Below are 19,677 nucleotides of genomic sequence, written 5' to 3'. Positions count from 1 at the left end.
CCCGTTCAGAAGCTGCTCTGGATCTTGAGGCCGCCGATCAGCGCGTCGTCCACGTGCCCGACCCCGCCCGGGTGGCGGATGTACTGCAGGTTCGGGCGCACGGTCAGCCACTGGGCCAGGTGGATGCCGTAATACAGCTCGGCGCTGTACTCGGTGTCCTGGACGGGCAGGAAGGCGGGGTTGTCGTAGTCGAAGAGGGCATTGGCGCGGTTGCGGGCCTCGGCGTTCCTGCGATAGGCCGGGTTGACGTGCACGCGAGCGAGGGCGAAGCCGATGTCGTCCTTGGCGCGGGCGTCGAACAGCCCTTTGTAAACCACACCTGCCTGAACATAGTTGTCGATGGCATTGGTCTTCTTGTCGTGCAGCGTGGCATTGGCAAAAACGCTCAGGCCACGTGAGTGATCGCTGGCCAACGACGTCACCTGCTGCTGTGCCCCCAGCCAGAACCCGTGCTTGCTCGAGCTGCTGCGATAGTCCTGGCCACTGAGGGCTGCCGGTTGGCCGTTGCCGTCCTTGTAAACATCTTGTGCCTTGGCACTACTGTAGTAGTAACCGGCGCGATATTCCCCTTTGAGGCCGTCGATGGCCGGCGTCCACACCAGTTCCACCGGCAGTACCGCGCCCTGGGTGCCGCTGCCGCTGAGCTTGAAGCCGTTCTGGCGCTCGAGGTTGGAGGGGTTCTGTTCGTAGGCACCGACCTGGGCGTAGAGTTCCGGCGTAAGGTGGTACTTGACGCGCAGGGCCCACTGGCTCACCGGCCAGTTGTACCAGATGCTGCCGGCCCAGTTGCCCACCTGCGAGCCGCAGAAGGCCAGGTTCTGGAAGTCGCAGGGGAAGCTGTTGAAGTCCTCGCCCTGGCCGAAGCGCCCGACCTTCACGTCGAGGTCGCCGTCCAGGTACGTCTGCTTGAACCACATCTGGGTCAGCCGCCAGGTCTGGCCACGGCCCCAGACTTCCTGGGCCGAGGTGAAGCCGCCCACCCGCGGATCGTTGATGCGATCGTTGCTGATGTTGTTGCCGTGGCGCTCGGTCACGGTCAACTGGAATTCGGCGCCCTGCCAGCCGAGGATCTTCTGCAGGTCCAGGTGGCTGCCCAGGCTGAACTGGTCGCTGTAGCGGGCTGTGTTGCTGTGGTCGTGGCCACCGTGCAGGTTGCTGCCCATCTCCCCGGTGTAGCCCAGGGTGAAGTCGTAGCCGCGCTCGGCCAGCGCCGAGCGTGTGCCGCCCCAGTCGCCGAGCATCCAGGGCGAGTCGCCGTCCAAGAGGGGGGCGGCCTGCAGGCTGCAGGCCAGGGTGCTGGCGGCCAGGCCTACCAGCAAGGTCGCGGCGGCGGGGGGCAGATGATGGAACTGATGCATGAGATAGCGCTGTCTTTTGATTGTTGGAAGAACGGCAAATTGCCCGAGATGCAGGCATCGTCGAGGGCAAGGCAGTATCAGGAATAGGTGAAGCGGTTCAGCTTGAGGCGGGGAGGATATAGGCGAACGTGCCGGAAAAAAAGCCGGATCAGCAAGAGTGACCGTTGCCGGATGGGTAACAATCCGGCAACGGTGTGGGTTCAGAAGGTGGTTCGCAGGCCTACCTGGACGCTGCGACCCGGCGCTGGGGCGATGTCGCGCAGGATCGAACTGGCATAGCGTACGGTCTGGTCGGTGAGGTTTTCGCCGCGCACGAAGGCCAGCCATTCACTCTGGCCGATCTCGAAGCGATAGCCCACGCTGGCCCCCAGGGTGGTGTAGCCGTCGGTGCTGGTTTCATTGGCCGGCTTGCGATGCTGGCTGCTGGCATGCTGCACGTCGACCCGTGCCTGCCAGCGTTCAAGGTTCCAGGTCAGGCCGCTGTTCAGGCGCAGCGGGGCAATGCGTGGCAGGTCTTCGCCGGTATCCAGGTTCTTGGCGCGGGTGTAGTCGCCAGACAGTTCCAGGGCGAAGCTGCCGTAGGCGTTTTCCAGCAGTTGCCAGCGGTCCTGGGCTTCGATGCCGTAGAAGCGGGCGCGCACGCCGTGATAGAGGTATTCGGGCACGTCGCCATGCTCGTGATCATGGTCGTGATCGTGATCGTCATCCCCGTGATCGTGATCATGCCCTTCGCGCAGGTTGCCGCTGGCCAGCAGGCCGATGTAGTTGCGGAAATGGCTGTAGAACACGCCCACGCTGCCCTTGTGCGTGCCGTTGTCGAAGCGCAGGGCCAGGTCGCTGGAGATCGCCTTCTCCTTCGAAAGCCCCGGGTCGCCCACCTCGTAGGTGCCGGTGGCGACGTGAGCGCCATTGGCATACAGCTCGTAGAAGGTCGGTGCACGTTCGGTGTAGCCCAGGCTGGCGGCCAGCGACCACACCGGGGTCAACTGGTACACCGCACCCGAGGACAGGCTGGCGGCGGTGAAGCTGCTGGCGCTGTCGGCCTGGGCGAAACGTTCGCTGCCCTGGCTGTCGGGGTCGACCCGGGTGTGCTCCAGGCGTGCGCCCAGGCTCAGGTCGAGGCGGTCGGTGGCCTTCCACTGTTCGAGCACGAACAGCGCCAGGCTGTCGGTATCGGTCTGCGGCACGAAGGCTTCTTCGCCCAACGCCGAGAACTCGTTGCGGGTGACCTGGGCGCCGATCACGCCTTCCACCGGCCCCAGCGGCTGGTGCCGAGCCTCGACGCGGGCCTCGTAGCCCTTGTTCTTGAAGGTGGTATGCACCTCGCCGCCTTCCAGCTCCTGATGCTTGTAGTCGGTGTAGCCGGCGTCGAACTTGAGCGAGCTGAACGGGCCGTCGAGGTCGCGCAGTTCGGAGGCAAAGGCGTAGTGGTCCTGTTCCATGGCCAGACGCACGCCGGGCTCGGCCACCGAACCGTAGTTGGCATCGTAGCGGCTGTAGGACAGGCCCGCGTAACCGTGTTCCCAGTTGTACGAACCGCCGACGGCACCACCGTCCTGGCGCCCGTCGCTGTTTTCCAGGCGATGCTTGCCGCCGGGTTCGTCGGCATCGCGCACCTTCGAACTGCGGGCGTAGCCGGGGATGCGCAAATCGTTGAACTGGCGGCTGTTGGCGTCCAGGTGCAGGGCGAAGCGGCCATCGCCGGCTTCCAGCTTGCCCGCACTGCTGCGGGTGGTGTCGGCGCCCCCGTAGCGCAGCTCGCCGGCACCATGAATGCCTTGCACCGGCGCGTCGGGGATGCGGTTGTCGAAGGTGTTGACCACCCCGCCGATGGCATTGCCACCGTAGAGCAGGGCGGCCGGGCCGCGCACGATCTCGACGCGCTCGACGTTCACCGGGTCCAGTGGCACGGCGTGGTCGTACGACAGCGAAGAGGCATCCAGTGCACCCACGCCGTTGCGCAGGATACGGATCCGGTCGCCGTCCAGGCCGCGGATCACCGGGCGGCTGGCGCCCGGGCCGAACCAGGTGGAGGCGACGCCGGGCTGGGTGTTCAGGGTTTCGCCCAGGCTGCCCTTTTGCTGCAGGGTCAATGTGTCGCCTTCGAGCACGCTGCTGGGGGCTGCCAGCGGGGTGCCCAACGGGTTGGCGGTGATGACCTGGGGTTGCAGTTCAACCGCGTGGCTGGGCAGCGAGGCCAGCCACAGTGCGGCGGCAAGGGGGGAGAGGTGGAGCGGCAGGTGACGCATGGTGGGGTCCTTGGCAGTTATCGTTTTGGTTACAATATAACATTACCGTAAAACAATAAATGCCAAGGTGCTGTCCAGAGCCTTCGTGGTCACTAGAATCACCTCAGGTGCCCTTGATCGAGAAAGGCCGCACCAGGTGCTGACGCGCCGCCGCACCTGGGCTAAGGTGCGCACCTTCGTTTGGCTGGAGCACAGGCATGACTGCCGCTGACAACAACCCGCTGCATGGCGTGACACTGGAACAGATCCTCACCGCGCTGGTGGCGCACTACCAATGGGAAGGGCTGGCGCAGCGCATCGATATCCGCTGCTTCAAGAGTGACCCGAGCATCAAGTCGAGCCTGACCTTCCTGCGCAAGACGCCCTGGGCGCGGGAAAAGGTCGAGCGCCTGTACCTGAAGCTGCAACGCGGTCGCTGAGCCGATGCCGGTGGCTGACCGTCGCATGGGCATCGGCCTGCTGGCGGGCCTTGGCTGGGCGGCGTTGACCATCCAGCTGTATCTGGTGCTGCTGGCGCGCTGGCAGGATCAGGCCAGCCTGCTGGGCGGGCTGGTGAATCTGTTCGGTTATTTCACGGTGTTGAGCAATACCCTGGTGGCCACGGTGCTGACCCAGGCGGCCTTTGGCCGTGAATCGGCGGCGCGGCGCTGGTGGCTGTCGCCCTGGGTGAGTTCCGGGGTGGCGGTGAGCATCGTGTTCGTGGCGCTGGCCTACAGCCTGTTGCTGCGTCACCTGTGGCAACCGCAGGGCTGGCAGTGGCTGGCCGATGAGCTGCTGCACGACGTGATGCCGGCGGCCTATGCGCTGTACTGGTGGTGGTGCGTGCCCAAGGGGCAGTTGCGTTTCACCCACCTGCTGGGCTGGCTGGTGTACCCGCTGGGGTACTTTGCGTATGTGCTGGCGCGCGGTCACGGTATCGGTTTCTATCCGTACCCGTTCGTCGATGTGGCGAGCCTGGGCTATGCGCAGGTGCTGCTCAATGCGCTGGCCATGCTGGGGGGCTTCATTCTGGTCGGCGTGCTGCTGATCGTCCTCGACCGCTGGCAGGGCAGGCGCCTGGCACGGGCCCAGGCGCAACCCTGAAGGTCGACGCTTATTCCTCGTCGTTGGGGTCCAGTCGCCAGTAGGCGGCCGCCTTGAGGTACGTCTCGTTCACGCCTTTCTCTTCCAGCAGCAGGCTCTTGGCCTTGCGCGTCAGCGCCTTTTCCAGGGCAACCCAGGCATACAGCGTGCCCGACGGCAGGCTCAGGTCGCGCAACACCTGCAGCACGTCCTGCTGGTGGCGCCGTACCCAGATCACCTCGACCTGCGCCGCGCTGGGCAGTGGCTGGCGTTCCTGGTCGTCCTCGATTTCGATCACCGCCAGCACCTTGCGTCCGGCTGGCAACTCTTCGAGCCGGCGGCCGATGGCCGGGATGGCGGTTTCATCGCCCACCAGCAGGTAGCTGTCGAAGATGTCCGGCACCACCAGCGAGGCGCGTGGCCCGGCGATATGCAGGTAATGGCCGGGTTCGGCCTGGGCCGCCCAGGTGGAGGCGGGGCCGTCGCCGTGCAGCACGAAGTCCAGGTCCAGCTCGCCGGCGGCCAGGTCGATGCGCCGCGGGGTGTACTCGCGCATGGTCGGTCGCACGTCGGTGGCGCCGGGGTTGTCCAGGGCCACCTGTTCTTCGGGGGAGCAGGCGAACATGAGTTTGACGTGGTCGTCGCTGCCGACGCTGAGAAAGCCCTGCAGCTCGGCGCCGCCGAGGGTGATGCGGCGCATGCGCGGGGTCAGCTCGGTCACGCGCAGTACCTCGAGGCGGCGGCGCTTGATCTCGTGGTTGACGCGATGGATCGAAAGGTTGGGGCTGTCCGTCATTCGGAAGTCTCCTGGGTGGGGGTTGCCGGGCCGGCAACGATGGCTTTTGCGGTGTCGTTGAGCAGGGTGCGTACCCGCTCGATCTCTGCGGGGTTCCAGCGCCCGGCGTGGATCTGCAGGGCATGGCGCAGGTTGTGGACGGCTTCGTGGATTTCCGGCGGACGGTCGTGCACGCGCATCGAGCGCTTGCTCACCTCGATGCGCGTGCGCACGCCGTCCAGAGCGATGGCCTGGTCGACCAGCGATTGGCGCCCGGCGTCGGTGACGCTGTAGAGCTTCTTGCTGCCGTGGACTTCGCCGCTGATCAGCTCGCTCTCTTCGAGGAAGGTCAGGGTCGGGTAGATCACGCCGGGGCTGGGGCTGTAGCCGCCGTCGAACTCGGCCTCGATCTGGCGGATCAGGTCGTAGCCGTGGCCGGGCTTTTCCGAAAGCATGGCCAGCAGCAGCAACTTGAGATCGCCGGGGGCGAACACGCGGGGGCCACGGTCGCCGCGTTCACGGCCGTGCCGGCGCTCGAAGCCGTCATGGCGCTCGCCGCTGTCGCGGTGGGGTGGGTGATGGTCACGCATGGACTGTCTCCTGTCTGCGTTGCGATGTATCTAAAGATATTACTCAAGATATATCTTAACGCAAGACATGGAGATGATTATTTTTCGCATTTGGCAGTGATCTGTTTCACCGGCAAGGCCGGCTCCTGCACGCAAGCGTGTGGTTGCTGCAGGCGGGCGAATGGCGTCAGGGCTTCGAAAGGTCTTGCGTTGCCACCAGCGGCGGCGTGCACAACGTGTTGCCCCCCGGCTGCAGGTATGGCAGCAGTATCGGCGCCATGCCCTTGAGCACCTGCACCGGCAACGCCGAGGTGAACTTGAATGCCTCGGCCGCGCGCCCCGGCACGAACGCCGTCAAGGTGCCGAAATGGTTGTCGCCCAGAAAGAACACGAACGTCGCGGTGCGGTTCAACGAACGCGAACCGATCAGCCGCCCGCCAGCACCGAAGCTCTCGATGCGGTTGTCCCCGGTGCCGGTCTTGCCGCCCATGGTCAGCAGGGTGCCATCGGGCAGCTTGAAGCTCCCCGACACCCGTCGTGCCGTACCGGCGTCCACCACCTGCGACATGGCCCCGCGCAGGGCCCGCGCCACTTCCACCGACAGCACCCGCTGGCCCCGGTCCGGGTCACCGGCCAGGCGCAGTTCATAGGGCGTGTCGGCGGCGAAGTGCAGGGTGTCGATACGCAGCACCGGCAGGCGCACGCCGTCGTTCTGGATGATGCCCACCAGCTCGGCCAGCGCCGCCGGGCGGTCGCCCGAGCTGCCGATGGCGGTGGCCAGCGATGGCACCAGGTGATCGAACGGGTAGCCAACGCGCTTCCAGCGCTGGTGAATGTCGAGGAACGCCTCGATCTCGACCATGGTACGGATACGGCTGTCACGGGCGCCCTTGTGCCGGCTCTTGAACAGCCAGCTGTAGACTTCCTGGCGTTCGAAATGGCTGGCCAGCACCGCGTCCTGGAAGCTTGCGGTGGGGTTCTTCAGCAGGTAGCCCAGCAGCCACAGGTCCAGCGGGTGCACCCGGGCGATGTAGCCCTGGTCGGGCAGGTCGTAGGTGCCCGGGCCGTAGGCGGCATACAGGCCTTCCAGACGCTGGTCGGTCAGTTGGTCCTTTTTCAGCGGTGGCCGCTTGGCCGCCCCTGGCTCGGCCTTCATGTGCGCGCGCACGAAGGCGTTGAAGGTGGCCTGGTCGGCCTCGGGGAACAGGTAGCGGTGCACGGCGGCCAGGCGGATCGGCGTGACCCGCAGGCTGTCGAGAAAGGTGTCCAGGCGTTCCTGGGAGGTCTTGCGCTGGTACTTCTTCCAGAACCGGCGCATGAAGTCGGTGCCCTCGCGGTCGGCGAAGCGGGCAAGGTACTCCTGGCGCCGCGGCTCGGCATCGTCCTTGAGCAACTTGCCGCTGTTGCCCGGTGCCGAATAGGTGCTGTAGCGCACCAGGTCGCGCATCAGGCGAATGAAGGGCAGGTTGATCGACTCGCGCAGGGCATCCTTGAGGGTCGGCATGCGGCCGTTGTCCTCGCGGCGAAAGTTGTTGAACACATGCATGCCGCCGCCGGTGAAAAAGGCTTCGCCGGGGCTGGCCGAATACTTGCGCTCCAGCGCCGCGTCGAGCATCGCGGTGATGTTGCGGTCCTTGTTGCGGGCCAGGTAATCCAGGGCCCAGCGGCTGATGAAGTCGGTGTCGGCCACCTCCACCTTGCTCAATTGGGCCGGGGTCATGTCGACGTACTTGTCGTGTAGCTCGGCGATGATTTCCAGGTACTGGGTCAGCACCCGCAACTTGGCGGTGGAGCCCAGCTCAAGCTTGCTGCCCTCGTTGATGTCGAACGGCTGGTCGGTGCTGTCGGTCTGTACCCGTACCCGCGAGCCGTCGGCGGTGCGTTCCAGCAGTGTGAAGCTGTAGCGCACCTGGGTGGTGCTGGTGGGGGTCAGCAGGCGTTCGCCAATCAGCCCCATCTGCGCCGCAAAGGCCGGGTCGGCGAGGCTCTTGAGGTACTCGCTGACCTGCCCCTGCAGGTCGGCCTGCAGCGTGCTGGTGGCCGACAGGTCGAGGCGGTCCAGGTCGTACAGCGGGCGCCCCAGCGCCGACGACAAGCGGCTGCGGGCCACGCTGATGCCCTTGTTGGTGACGATGGGCACGATGGTCGGCTGCGCCACCCAGTCGCGAAACACCACCTTGCTTGCCAGCGCGGCATCGGCCAGCGGGCGGTCGATGATGTTGTTGGCGGCCAGCAGGCGCACGTGGCTGTCGGTGAGGGTGGCCAGTTCGTTGCGACCCTTGGACAGAAAGTGCGACGGGCGACGCTGGGCGATCATCAGCGACAGCACCTGGCGCAGCGCCAGGCCACGTGCGGCCAGGCTGGCCGGGTCGCTGTCGGTACTGGCCAGGGTCTTGTTGACCTCGGCAAAGTCGGCGCCGTACCACACCCGCAGGCCCTCGGCCATGCCGTGCACTTCGCCGTGGCCGGGCACCGCCGACAGCGGCACGCTGTTGAGGTAGTCGCGCACGATGCGCTGGCGTGCGCCCAGGGTCTGCGGCCCGTCCTGGTAGGCGCGCACGCTGGCCGAAATCATCTGGCGCAGTTTCTCGCTGCCCGACACCGTGAGGCCATCGGGGGAGTGGCGGTATTTTTCCAGCTGCGTGGCCAGCGTGCTGCCGCCGGCCGACTGGCCGGGCAGGGCCAGGTGCTTGGCGACCTGACTGTAGGCGGCCATGGCGAAGCGCGGCCAGTCCACCGCCGGGTTGCTGCGCGGATCGGCGGGGTCGAGCAGGTCGCGGTTCTCGATGAACAGCAGGCTGTGCACGATCACCGGCGGGATCGAGGCGAAATCCGGGTAAAGGTGCTGCGGGTAATGGAACTGGTACAGCGCGTCGCCCTTGCAGTCGGTGATCGACAGGCCGGCCTGGATCTTCTCGGCATAGGGCACGAAGAACCCGTGCTGCACATAGTTCATCAGCGCCGGCGAAAAACGCGCCTGCTCGACGATCACGTAATCGCGCTTGAACAGCCGCGGCAGAAACTCGCCCAGCGCGCTGTAGCCCAGGCGCTTGTCGAACGGGCCTTCGCCCGGGTAGATGACGGCATCGCTGGGGCCCTTGTGCATCGAATAGCTCAGGGTGGCGGCGAACTGGCTGAACTCGCGCGCCTGCAGGCGCGAGGTGTGCATTTCACGGGCGATCGCCAGGCCCAGCAGTACCAGGGCCCCCAGCACCAGCAGGCCGAACAGCCACCAGCCATAGCGCCGGCGGGGACGTTTGGGCAATGCGGGAGTATCCGGTTGTTCTGCGGCAGCCTGCGTCTTGTCTGGTTCCGTTTGCCACTGTGCGCCCATAGTGTTCAGCCCGGCTGCGTATGTTCGTCTCGCTTGCCTGAAGCTTAGACGCTGGTCGCAATTGATGAAAAATTTGTGGGTTGCCAGCGGCAGGTTCGCCAATCACGGCGCGAACATGCGCCTTTGGTGCAAGGTTGTGTTGCCCCGTTTTGGTGCTATGTTAGCCGCCCGGTTGACACCCGCACGACCAAGCGCGGGAAATGCCACTCCGAATAAGCGGTAATTGCCGAGAGTTCTCGCCAAATATCGGGGTTTATATAGTGAAAAGCCCTGTAGCGGCCTTCCTATACTGCTCGCCCCTTTCGCTCGGCCGGTGCTCCGCGCCCCGGTCGACGTGCTTGCCCACAAGGTGAGCCCGGCGCGGCGAAACAGCAGCCTATCGGCGCTGTACAGCCTGCACGAAGGGTTATATCCAATAACAAAATGAGGTTGTATTCCTATGCCAGTCGGCAACCACCCTTCTCATGGTGAGACCGCCCAGGGCGGCCCACTCAAGCGGGAACTCGGCGAACGTCACATTCGCCTGATGGCGCTGGGCGCCTGTATCGGTGTCGGGCTGTTCCTCGGTTCGGCCAAGGCCATCGAAATGGCCGGGCCGGCGATCATGCTGTCCTACATCATCGGCGGCCTGGCGATCCTGGTGATCATGCGCGCGCTGGGCGAGATGGCCGTGCACAACCCGGTGGCCGGGTCCTTCAGCCGCTACGCACAAGACTACCTGGGCCCGCTGGCGGGCTTTCTGACCGGCTGGAACTACTGGTTCCTGTGGCTGGTGACCTGTGTCGCCGAGATCACCGCGGTGGCCATCTACATGGGCATCTGGTTCCCGGACGTACCGCGCTGGATCTGGGCGCTGGCGGCGCTGGGCAGCATGGGCGCGATCAACCTGGTGGCGGTGAAGGCCTTCGGCGAGTTCGAGTTCTGGTTCGCCCTGATCAAGATCGTGACCATCATCGCCATGGTGCTGGGCGGCATCGGCGTGATCGCCTTCGGCTTCGGCAACGACGGTGTGGCGCTGGGCATCTCCAACCTGTGGAGTCACGGCGGCTTCATGCCCAACGGCGTGACCGGCGTGCTGATGTCGCTGCAGATGGTGATGTTCGCCTACCTGGGCGTGGAGATGATCGGCCTTACCGCCGGTGAAGCGCGCAACCCGCAAAAGACCATCCCGCAGGCCATCGGCTCGGTGTTCTGGCGCATCCTGCTGTTCTACGTCGGCGCGCTGTTCGTGATCCTGTCGCTGTACCCGTGGAACGAGATCGGCAGCCAGGGCAGCCCGTTCGTGATGACCTTCGAGCGCCTGGGCATCAAGACCGCAGCCGGCATCATCAACTTCGTGGTGATCACCGCGGCGCTGTCGTCGTGCAACGGCGGTATCTTCAGTACCGGGCGCATGCTCTACAGCCTGGCGCAGAACGGCCAGGCCCCGGCCAGCTTTGCGCGCACCTCGCGCAACGGCGTGCCGCGCAATGCACTGCTGCTGTCGATCGGCGCGCTGCTGCTGGGCGTGCTGGCCAACTACCTGGTACCTGAAAAGGTCTTCGTGTGGGTGACCTCGATCGCCACCTTCGGCGCGATCTGGACCTGGGTGATGATCCTGCTGGCGCAACTGCGCTTTCGCGCCGGGCTGAGCCAGGCCGAACGGGCCGCGCTCAAGTACCGCATGTGGCTGTGGCCGCTGAGTTCCTACCTGGCCCTGGCGTTCCTGATCCTGGTGGTCGGCCTGATGGCCTACTTCGAGGAAACCCGCGTGGCGCTGTTCATCGGCCCGGCGTTCCTGGTAATGCTGACGGTGCTGTACCACGTGTTCAAGCTGGCGCCCAAGGGCGACAGTGAAGCAGTGGCGGCATCCAGCGCATCCTGATGTACACAACCCCGGCCCAGGCCGGGGTTTTTGTGTGGCTGTACTGCCCCTTCGCCGGCAATGCCGGCTCCTGCAGGTGAGGAGTCGGCGACGCCGTTACGCCGCTTCGGCGTTGGGCTCGAAACTGTCTGCCCGCGCCATCTGCCACATCCGCGAGTAGAACTCGCCGTTCACCTCGCCGGTAAGCAGTTCACCCGGCTTGAGGAACACGTGCAGCTGCGAGAACAGCTTGATCTCGGTGGCCGACATGCGCCGCACCAGGTGCTTGGCCTCCAGCTGCGAGGGGTGATCCAGCCCGGCGGCGGCCAGCATCTCGGCCAGCGCCTTGAGCGTGTTGCGGTGGAAGCTGAACACCCGCTGCGCCTTGTCCGGCACCACCAGCGCCCGCTGGCGCAGGCCGTCCTGGGTGGCCACGCCGGTCGGGCACTTGTTGGTATGGCAGCTTTGCGACTGGATGCAGCCGATGGCGAACATGAAGCCGCGCGCCGAGTTGGCCCAGTCGGCACCGATGGCCAGCACGCTGGCGATATCGAACGCACTGACGATCTTGCCGCTGGCGCCCAGCTTGATCTTGTCGCGCAGGTTCAGCCCCACCAGGGTGTTGTGCACGAACAGCAGCCCTTCGCGCAGCGGCACGCCGATGTGGTCGGTGAACTCCACCGGCGCGGCGCCGGTGCCGCCTTCCTTGCCGTCGACCACGATGAAGTCGGGCAGGATGCCGGTCTCGAGCATGGCCTTGGCAATGCCCATGAACTCCCACGGGTGGCCCAGGCAGAACTTGAAGCCGACCGGCTTGCCGCCGGACAGCTCGCGCAGCTGGGCAATGAACTGCATCAGCTCGATGGGGGTGGAGAACGCGCTGTGGCGCGACGGCGAGATGCAGTCTTCGCCCATCATGATGCCGCGGGTGTCGGCGATTTCCTGGGTCACCTTGTGCTTGGGCAGGATGCCGCCGTGGCCGGGCTTGGCGCCCTGGCTCATCTTGATTTCGATCATGCGCACCTGCGGGCTGCTGGCCTGCTGCGCGAAGCGCTCGGGGTCGAAGCGACCGTCCGAGGTGCGGCAGCCGAAGTAGCCGCTGCCCAGTTCCCAGGTCAGGTCGCCGCCATGTTCGCGGTGGTAGGGGCTGATGCTGCCCTCGCCGGTGTCATGTGCGAAGTTGCCGAGCTTGGCGCCCTGGTTGAGGGCGCGAATGGCGTTGGCGCTGAGCGAGCCGAAGCTCATGGCCGAGATGTTGAACACCGAGGCCGAATAGGGCTGGGTGCACTGCGGGCCGCCGACGATCACCCGAAAGCTCTCGGGGTCGCTGAGCGGTGCCGGGCGCATGGAGTGGCCGATGAACTCGAAGCCCGACTGGTAGACGTCGATCAGGGTGCCGAACGGCTTGTCGGCGGTTTCGTTCTTGGCCCGCGAGTACACCAGCGAGCGCTGGGCGCGGGAGAAGGGCAGCGCATCGCTGTCGGATTCGAGCAGGTACTGGCGGATTTCCGGGCGGATGCCCTCCACCAGGTAGCGGATATTGCCCAGGATCGGGTAGTTGCGCCGCACCGCATGGCGGCTCTGCAGCAGGTCGAACAGGCCCAGCAGGCTGAGCAGGCCGGTGACCAGGGTGAAGGGCCACAGCCAGTCGTGGTGCAGGAACGGCAGGCTGGCGAGGGTGAACACGACACACGCGGCGAAGAAGGCATAACGGCTGAGGAGGGAGAGGCTCATGCGGGTTCCTTTTGCAGGCAATCCAAGACCTTATATCGAATGGGGGATTGGATGCCAGTGAACCCATCAAGACAGCGTTGCGGCCTTCGCCGGCAATGCCGGCTCCTGCACACACCGCAAAGCTTCGGGATCAGTGATGGACATCGCGCACCACCCGCTCACGCAGCGCCGCATCCTCCTGCACCCAGTACTGCGCCTTGCCCGCCACCCGCGCCGCTACCGCCACGCCGTCGCGGTACACCACCCGGTTGCCGCTCACCGCTGCCACCTTGCTGCCGGGCAGCAAGGTGCCCACCAGGTTCAGCGGGTCGCTGGCACTCACCGCCACCAGGCTGCCATCCAGCGGGCGCCTGCGTACTTCGCGCAATACGCCGATGGCCTCGGGCAAGGCGAACTGTTCGCCGGCCAGCCCGCTGATGAAGCGACCGCCACGGATCTCGCCACGCGCCTCCAGGCGGTGCAACGTGCGCAGCAGGTCCCGCCAGCTCGGCAGCCAGTCGGCCTCGCGTTCGAGCAGCCGCCAGCACACCACGCCATAGCGGCGCAGCAAGGTCAGGGCCACCTGTTCCAGGGCGTCCTCGGCCGGCGTGCCGGCGCGGCGCAGCAATGCCCAGCGCCCGGCGTCCTCCATGCCGCCACTGAATGCCCCGCGACCACGCCGATGGCTGCGTGCCTGGCGCTTGCTGGCCGGGGTGATCAGTGCACGCAGGCCGGCAAAGCTGTCGGCACTGATCTGCCCGGCCGCCACCAGTTCCTGCAGGGCTGTCTCCAGCTCGCTGGGCAACAGGCGTGCCTCGTCGCGCAGTTCATCGAAAAACAGTGCGCCGTGCTCGCTGAGCGCGGCCAGTACACGTTGCGCGCGGGGCGACGGTGCCGGGGCGTCGTCGGTGGCGGCCAGTGCTCGCCACAACCCCAGCCGCGCCCGTGGTAGCAGCACGACAGGGGTGCTGCGCAGGGTACTGGCCGCAGCCTTGCCCGAAGGGGCCAGGCGAGCCCACACGAACTTGCCGGCCCGGCAGGCATCGTCCAGCCACTGCCCGCTGTAGTCGCGCAGCCGGCTCGGCAGCAGGTCGCTTTCCCAGGCCGAGGCCGCTGCGGCGAAGCCTTCCAGTTGGGTCAGCGCCTCGCCCAGCGCCGCCGGGCCCTCCAGCCGGGTGCCGGGCGAAAGGTGCTGCCAGTCGAACAGAAAGCGCATGAAATCCTGCAGGCTGACCGGCTCGATTTCGCGGCGCAGGCGCTTGAGCGTGTAGCGGTGGATGCGCGCCAGCAGGTGGCGTTCGCACCATTGTTCAGGGGTGTGGCCCGGGCTGAAGTGCCCGCGCATCACATAGCCCTCGGCTTCCAGGCGCAGCATTGCCTGCTCGACCTGTGAGGGGCTCAGGCACAGCGGCGCGCCGATCTCGCTGCTGGTCAGCGGGCCGAAGCCGCTCAGGCGCGCGCGCAGCAGTTCTACGGCAGCACTGTCGGCATCGATGGGCTGATCGAACCCGGGCAATGGGGTGGGCGCCGCTTGCGGGTACAGCGCCAGCAGCCACGGCAGGCGTTCGCGGGCCAGCCACAGGCCGCCACCCTGCGGCAACTTCAGGTGGCAGGCGCGTGCGCCGGCGGCCAGTTGCTGCAGCCATGCCAGCCAGCCCGGGTTGGCCTGCACCTCGGCATCGCACACGGCCGCCAGGCTCATCAGTGCCTCGTGCATTTCGTCAGCGCCGCCTGGCAACGGCCAGGCCTCGGCACGCACTGCGGCAATCGCCTGCGGATCCAGTGCGCCCAGGTCGTCGGCACTTTGCGGGTCGCTCCAGCGCCGGTTGAGCACGGCCTGGGTGCGCCGCTCTTCCAGCGGTGCGTCATCGAGAAAGGCGTATGGACGTGCATTCAGGATCGCCGCCGCCAGGGGCGAAGGCGCCGGCAGGTCGCGGCAGATCAGGCGGATGCGCTTGTCTTCGATGCGCCGCAGCAGGTTCACCCAGCCCTCGCAATCCATCGCCTCGTGCAGGCAGTCGTCGAGGGTCTGCTCCACCAGCGGGTGGTCGGGAATCTCGCGCTCGCCGACGATGTTTTCCAGGCACGCCAGCTGGTCGGGGAACACGGCAGCGGTGAGGTCTTCGCTTTTCATGCGCTGGATCTGCGGGGCGACCTTGCGCCCGCCGGCATAGCGCGGCAGTGCCAGCGACACCCCGGCGTTCCAGCGCCAGCGCACGCCGAACAGCGGCGCATCGAGCACGGCCTGGGTCAGCAGGTGCTCGGCACTGGCGCTGGAAATGTAGCGCCACACCTCTTCCAGGGCAAAACTGTGGCCGGCCGACAGCGACAGGATCAGCGCATCCTCGCTGGCTGCCGCCTGCAACTCGAAATTGAAGGTGCGACAGAAGCGTTTGCGCAGTGCCAGCCCCCAGGCGCGGTTGATGCGGCTGCCGAAGGGAGAGTGGATGATCAGCTGGGTACCGCCGGACTCATCGAAAAAGCGCTCCATGATCAGCGTGTCCTGCGAGGGCAGGGCGCCGAGGGCCTGGCGGGTGCGGGCCAGGTAGTCGAGCAGTTGCTCGGCGCTGTCCGCGTTCAGCCCGAGCGTGGCGTGCAGCCAGGTCAGCAGCGGTTGCAGCTGGCCGCCGCTGGTATCCAGGCGCTGGTCGATTTCGGCTTGCAGGCGTGCCACAGCGAAGGACAGCTCGTCGCTGCGCCCCGGCGCCTCGCCCAGCCAGAAGGGGATGGTCGGCGGTTGCCCGTGGGCATCCTCTACTCGTACCTTGCCGGCCTCCACCCGCAGGATGCGGTACGACGCGTTGCCCAGCTGGAAGATGTCGCCGGCGATGCTCTCCACCGCGAAGTCTTCGTTCACGCTGCCGATGTTCAAGGCCTGGGGTTCGAGCAGCACGCGGTAGTCGGCGTTGTCCGGTATCGCCCCGCCACTGGTCAGGGCGGCCAGCTGGCTGCCGCGCCTTCCACGCAACTGGGCACTGACCGCATCGCGGTGCAGGTACGCGCCGCGCACGCCCTGGCGCCCGCTGTAGCCTTCGGCGAGCATGCGCAGCAGGGCCTGGTAATGCACCTGGTCGAGATTGGCGTAGGGCATCGCACGGGTGAGGCACGCAAACAGCGCCTGTTCGTCCCAGGGCTGGCAACTGACCTCGGCGACGATCTGCTGGGCCAGCACGTCCAGCGGTGCGTTGGGGATATGCAGCTCGTCCAGCTCGCCACGGCGCACGCAGTCGAGCAGGGCCACGCACTCGATCAGCTCGTCGCGGGTGGTGGCGAACACACGACCCTTGGGGGTGCCGTCCACCTGGTGGCCGGAGCGGCCAACCCTCTGCAGCAGCGCGGCAATCGAGCCAGGCGAGCCGATCTGGCACACCAGGTCGACCTCGCCGATGTCGATGCCCAGCTCCAGCGAGGCGGTGGCCACCAGCACCTGCAGCTCGCCGCGCTTGAGACGCTGCTCGGCGTCGAGGCGAAATTCCTTGGCCAGGCTGCCATGGTGCGCGGCCACCGCCTCGCGTCCCAGGCGCTCGCTCAGGTGGCGCGCCAGGCGCTCGGCCAGGCGCCGGGTGTTGACGAACACCAGGGTGGTGCGATGCTCGCGGGCCAGTTGCGCGAGGCGATCGTAGACCAGCTCCCACACATCGTTGGCCATCACCGCGCCCAGTGGCGCGCGCGGTACCTCGATGGCCAGGTCGCGCTGGCGCGCATGGCCGATATCCACCAGGGCGCAGGGGCGCTGATGGCCCACCAGGTACTGCGCCACCCGCTCGATCGGACGCTGGGTGGCCGACAGGCCGATGCGCCGCAGCGGGCGCTGGCATAGCGCCTGCAGGCGTTCCAGGCTCAACGCCAGGTGGCTGCCGCGCTTGTTGCCGGCCACGGCGTGGATCTCGTCGACGATTACCGTGTGCACCGAGGCCAGGCCCTGGCGCCCGGACGTCGAGCCGAGCAGCACGTACAGCGACTCGGGGGTGGTCACCAGGATATGCGGGGGCTGGCGGCGCATGGCCGCGCGTTCCTTCTGCGGGGTATCGCCGCTGCGCACTGCGGTGCGCAGGGTAGGGGTGGGCAGCCCGAGGGCGGCCAGTTCGGCGCTGATACCGGCCAGGGGGGCCTGCAGGTTGAGCTGGATGTCGTTGGACAGCGCCTTGAGCGGCGAGACGTACACCACCAGCGTCTGTTCGGGCAGCTCGCCGCCGGCGTGCAGGGCCTGGGTGAAGAGTTCGTCGAGGACCGCGAGGAACGCGGTGAGGGTCTTGCCGGAGCCGGTGGGGGCCGCCACCAGCATCGATTGTCCGCTGCGGATCAGCGGCCACGCCTGGGCCTGGGCGGCGGTCACCGTGGCGAAACGGTGCTGGAACCAGGCACGGACGGCGGGGTGGAAGCCGTCGAGTACCGGGTGATTGCGGGCGGGCAGGTTCATCAGCTGTTTATGCGGCCGTTGCGCCCTGGTTGCAAGGGGCTTTCGTCAGGCTGCGGCGGCCGCTTCGCCGGCAAGGCCGGCTCCTACAGGGAATGCGCCGAACCTGTGGGAGCCGGCTTTGCCGGCGAAGCGCTCAGCAAGATTGAAAGCCCTGCGCCAGCATGTGATCCTAGCGCGCCTTCCCCGCCACGAGCCGCCTACCATGAGCAAAACCATCCGTATCGCCGCTGCCCTGTTGCTCGATGCTCAGGGCCGTACCCTGTTGGTACGCAAGCGCGGCACCCTGGCCTTCATGCAGCCTGGCGGCAAGATCGAACCCCACGAGCAACCCGTCGATGCCCTGGCCCGCGAGCTGTTCGAAGAGCTGGGCCTGCGCATCGACCCGCAGCAGGCGCAGTACCTGGGCCAGTTCAGCGCACCGGCGGCCAACGAGCCGGGTTTCGAAGTGCAGGCCGAGCTGTTTCAGTTGCACACCGACCTGACGCTTGAACCCGCAGCGGAAATCGAGGAAGCCTGCTGGGTCGACGCCCACCAGGTGGATCACCTCGAACTGGCGCCGCTGACCCGCGACCTGATCCTGCCGCTGCACCTGCAACGGGCCGCGCAATGATCCCGCTGCACGAATGGCTGCTGTTCAGCGGCGCCGCGCTGCTGATGGTACTGACCCCCGGGCCGAACATGATCTACCTGATCTCGCGCTCGATCTGCCAGGGCCGCATGGCCGGCGTGACGTCGCTGATCGGTGTGGTGGGCGGGTTTCTGGTGCACATGACGGCCGCAGCTGTGGGCCTCACCGCGTTGTTCATGGCCGTGCCGCTGGGTTACGACCTGCTGCGCTGGGCCGGTGCCGGCTACCTGCTGTGGATGGCCTGGCAGGCGGTCAAGCCGGGTGCGCGCTCGCCGTTCGAGCCCCGTGAGCTGGCCCCTGATTCACCGGCGCGGCTGGTGACGATGGGGTTTCTGACCAGCGTGCTGAACCCCAAGGTGGCGGTGTTCTACCTGTCGGTGCTGCCGCAGTTCATTTCGCCCGAGCACGGCTCGGTGCTGGCGCAGAGCCTGACCCTGGGCCTGACCCAGATCGGCGTGAGCTTCACCGTGAACCTGCTGATCGCACTGTTCGCCGCCGGCCTGTCGGCCTGGTTCGCGCGCTACCCGCTGTGGCTGATGTTGCAGCGCTACGTGATGGGCTTTGTGCTGGCGGCCCTTGCGCTGCGCCTGGTGCAGGAACAACGCAAACTGGCTTGATGCTTGCCGCTTGAACCTTCAGCGCACTGCACTGACCCCATCCAGGGTCGAGAACGAGGTGTCCTTGGCGGTCAGCAGAAAGTCGCGCATATACGGTGCATCGAGCATGTCGCTGCGCACTGCGGCGTACAGCGTGGCGAACAGGCCCTTTTCACCCAGGCGCTTGCCCTTCACGTAGCCGCGCGAGCTGTACTCGTGCAGGGCCCAGTGCGGCATGCCGCATACCCCGCGTCCGCTGGCCACCAACTGCATCATCATCACCGTCAGCTCGGCGGTGCGCACCTGCCCGGGCTCGATGTCGGCCGGCTCCAGAAAGCGCGTGAAGATGTCCAGGCGGTCGCGTTCCACCGGGTAGGTGATCAGGGTTTCCGTGGCCAGGTCCTGCGGCACCACGTAGGGCCTGGAGGCCAGTACGTGCTGGTTGGCCACCGCCAGCATCGCCTCGTAGGTGAACAGCGGCACGTAGGTGATACCGGTCAGTTCCAGCGGGTCGGAGGTCACCACCAGGTCCAGGTCGCCGCGGGCCAGGGCCGGCAGCGGGGCGAAGGCGAAGCCCGAGGCCAGGTCCAGCTCCACCTCTGGCCAGGCATCGCGGAACTGGTCGATGGTGGGCATCAGCCACTGGAAGCAGCTGTGGCACTCGATGGCCATGTGCAGGCGCCCGGCGGTGCCGCCGGCCAGGCGCGCAATGTCCCGTTCGGCGCCGCGCAGCAGCGGCAGGGTGGCATCGGCCAGTTGCAGCAGGCGCAGGCCGGCGCTGGTGAAGCGGATCGGCTTGGTCTTGCGGGTGAACAACTGCATGCCCAGGCGTTCTTCGAGTTCCTTGAACTGGTGGGACAACGCCGACTGGGTCAGGTGCAGGCGCTCGGCGGCCTCCACCAGGCTGTCGGCTTCGCGCAGGGCGTGCAGGGTCTTGAGGTGGCGAATTTCCAGCACCAGGGTGCTCCATGAACAGAATTTGATGGATGAGACAATTCGTTGAGTTTGTCTCATGTTGACGATGCTGTCGACCGCCCGGCAGTTGTCATCAAACGGTCACCGATCTGTGGCAGCGCGCCGGCATGAACTTCATCAGACTCGCGCTTTACTGGCGAACTGCACTCTGGTGT

13 protein-coding genes are annotated in these 19,677 nt (G+C 66.6%); 5 read left to right on the top strand and 8 right to left on the bottom strand.

Annotated features, from left to right (window positions below):
* Positions 1 to 5 precede the first annotated feature (5 nt).
* Positions 6 to 1,358 (bottom strand): carbohydrate porin, encoded by a 1,353-nt coding sequence (locus NJH59_RS10485; protein ID WP_253086753.1) that lies wholly within the window; start codon positions 1,356 to 1,358, stop codon positions 6 to 8.
* A 200-nt stretch (positions 1,359 to 1,558) separates the two neighbouring features.
* Positions 1,559 to 3,607 (bottom strand): TonB-dependent receptor, encoded by a 2,049-nt coding sequence (locus NJH59_RS10480; RefSeq protein WP_058540956.1) that lies wholly within the window; start codon positions 3,605 to 3,607, stop codon positions 1,559 to 1,561.
* Between the two features lie 197 nt (positions 3,608 to 3,804).
* Here NJH59_RS10480 and NJH59_RS10475 point away from each other — a divergent pair, with 197 nt between their 5' ends.
* Both NJH59_RS10475 and NJH59_RS10470 read left to right on the top strand, forming a co-directional pair.
* A complete protein-coding gene (locus NJH59_RS10475) occupies positions 3,805 to 4,026 on the top strand; it encodes a VF530 family DNA-binding protein (protein WP_043862005.1) in 222 nt (73 codons plus the stop codon).
* 4 nt (positions 4,027 to 4,030) lie between these two features.
* Positions 4,031 to 4,690, top strand: a complete 660-nt coding sequence (locus tag NJH59_RS10470; RefSeq protein ID WP_253086752.1) for a Pr6Pr family membrane protein — start codon at positions 4,031 to 4,033, stop codon at positions 4,688 to 4,690.
* A gap of 10 nt (positions 4,691 to 4,700) precedes the next feature.
* Here the strand turns inward: NJH59_RS10470 and NJH59_RS10465 are convergent, their stop codons facing one another.
* The 3 genes from NJH59_RS10465 to NJH59_RS10455 form a co-directional block, all read right to left on the bottom strand.
* Complete coding sequence (locus NJH59_RS10465; protein ID WP_253086751.1) at positions 4,701 to 5,465, bottom strand: siderophore-interacting protein; 765 nt, start codon at positions 5,463 to 5,465, stop codon at positions 4,701 to 4,703.
* The gene (locus NJH59_RS10460) at positions 5,462 to 6,034 is read right to left on the bottom strand and encodes a PadR family transcriptional regulator (protein ID WP_054914759.1); all 573 of its coding nucleotides are present in this window, start codon (positions 6,032 to 6,034) and stop codon (positions 5,462 to 5,464) included. Before NJH59_RS10460 ends, NJH59_RS10465 begins: the two co-directional genes overlap by 4 nt.
* Before the next feature lie 166 nt (positions 6,035 to 6,200).
* Positions 6,201 to 9,347: a transglycosylase domain-containing protein gene (locus NJH59_RS10455; protein WP_088515478.1), complete on the bottom strand. Its 3,147-nt coding sequence runs from the start codon at positions 9,345 to 9,347 to the stop codon at positions 6,201 to 6,203.
* A 439-nt stretch (positions 9,348 to 9,786) separates the two neighbouring features.
* On the opposite strand from NJH59_RS10455, the gene NJH59_RS10450 reads away from it, so the two are divergent.
* Positions 9,787 to 11,211, top strand: coding sequence for an amino acid permease (locus NJH59_RS10450; RefSeq protein WP_043862000.1), 1,425 nt, complete (start codon positions 9,787 to 9,789; stop codon positions 11,209 to 11,211).
* A 96-nt stretch (positions 11,212 to 11,307) separates the two neighbouring features.
* On the opposite strand, the gene NJH59_RS10445 is transcribed toward NJH59_RS10450, so the two are convergent.
* Positions 11,308 to 12,924, bottom strand: coding sequence for an FMN-binding glutamate synthase family protein (locus tag NJH59_RS10445; protein WP_054914757.1), 1,617 nt, complete (start codon positions 12,922 to 12,924; stop codon positions 11,308 to 11,310).
* A 130-nt stretch (positions 12,925 to 13,054) separates the two neighbouring features.
* Entirely contained in the window at positions 13,055 to 17,323 is a 4,269-nt protein-coding gene (locus NJH59_RS10440) for a DEAD/DEAH box helicase (RefSeq protein WP_253086750.1), read from the bottom strand.
* A gap of 202 nt (positions 17,324 to 17,525) precedes the next feature.
* Between NJH59_RS10440 and NJH59_RS10435 the strand changes: the two genes are divergently transcribed.
* On the top strand, positions 17,526 to 17,933 hold the full coding sequence (locus tag NJH59_RS10435) for an NUDIX domain-containing protein (protein WP_043861997.1): 408 nt from the start codon (positions 17,526 to 17,528) through the stop codon (positions 17,931 to 17,933).
* Positions 17,930 to 18,568, top strand: a complete 639-nt coding sequence (locus tag NJH59_RS10430; protein WP_054914755.1) for a LysE family translocator — start codon at positions 17,930 to 17,932, stop codon at positions 18,566 to 18,568. Before NJH59_RS10435 ends, NJH59_RS10430 begins: the two co-directional genes overlap by 4 nt.
* 18 nt (positions 18,569 to 18,586) lie before the next feature.
* Here NJH59_RS10430 and metR read toward each other — a convergent pair whose 3' ends face one another.
* On the bottom strand, positions 18,587 to 19,504 hold the full coding sequence (metR, locus tag NJH59_RS10425) for a transcriptional regulator MetR (RefSeq protein ID WP_043861995.1): 918 nt from the start codon (positions 19,502 to 19,504) through the stop codon (positions 18,587 to 18,589).
* Positions 19,505 to 19,677 lie beyond the last annotated feature (173 nt).

The sequence above is a fragment of the Pseudomonas sp. VE 267-6A genome, assembly GCF_024126555.1.
GTDB lineage: Bacteria > Pseudomonadota > Gammaproteobacteria > Pseudomonadales > Pseudomonadaceae > Aquipseudomonas > Aquipseudomonas palmensis.
The sequence above is the reverse complement of the archived record's forward strand: the minus strand, read 5'-3'. Positions and strand labels throughout refer to the sequence as shown.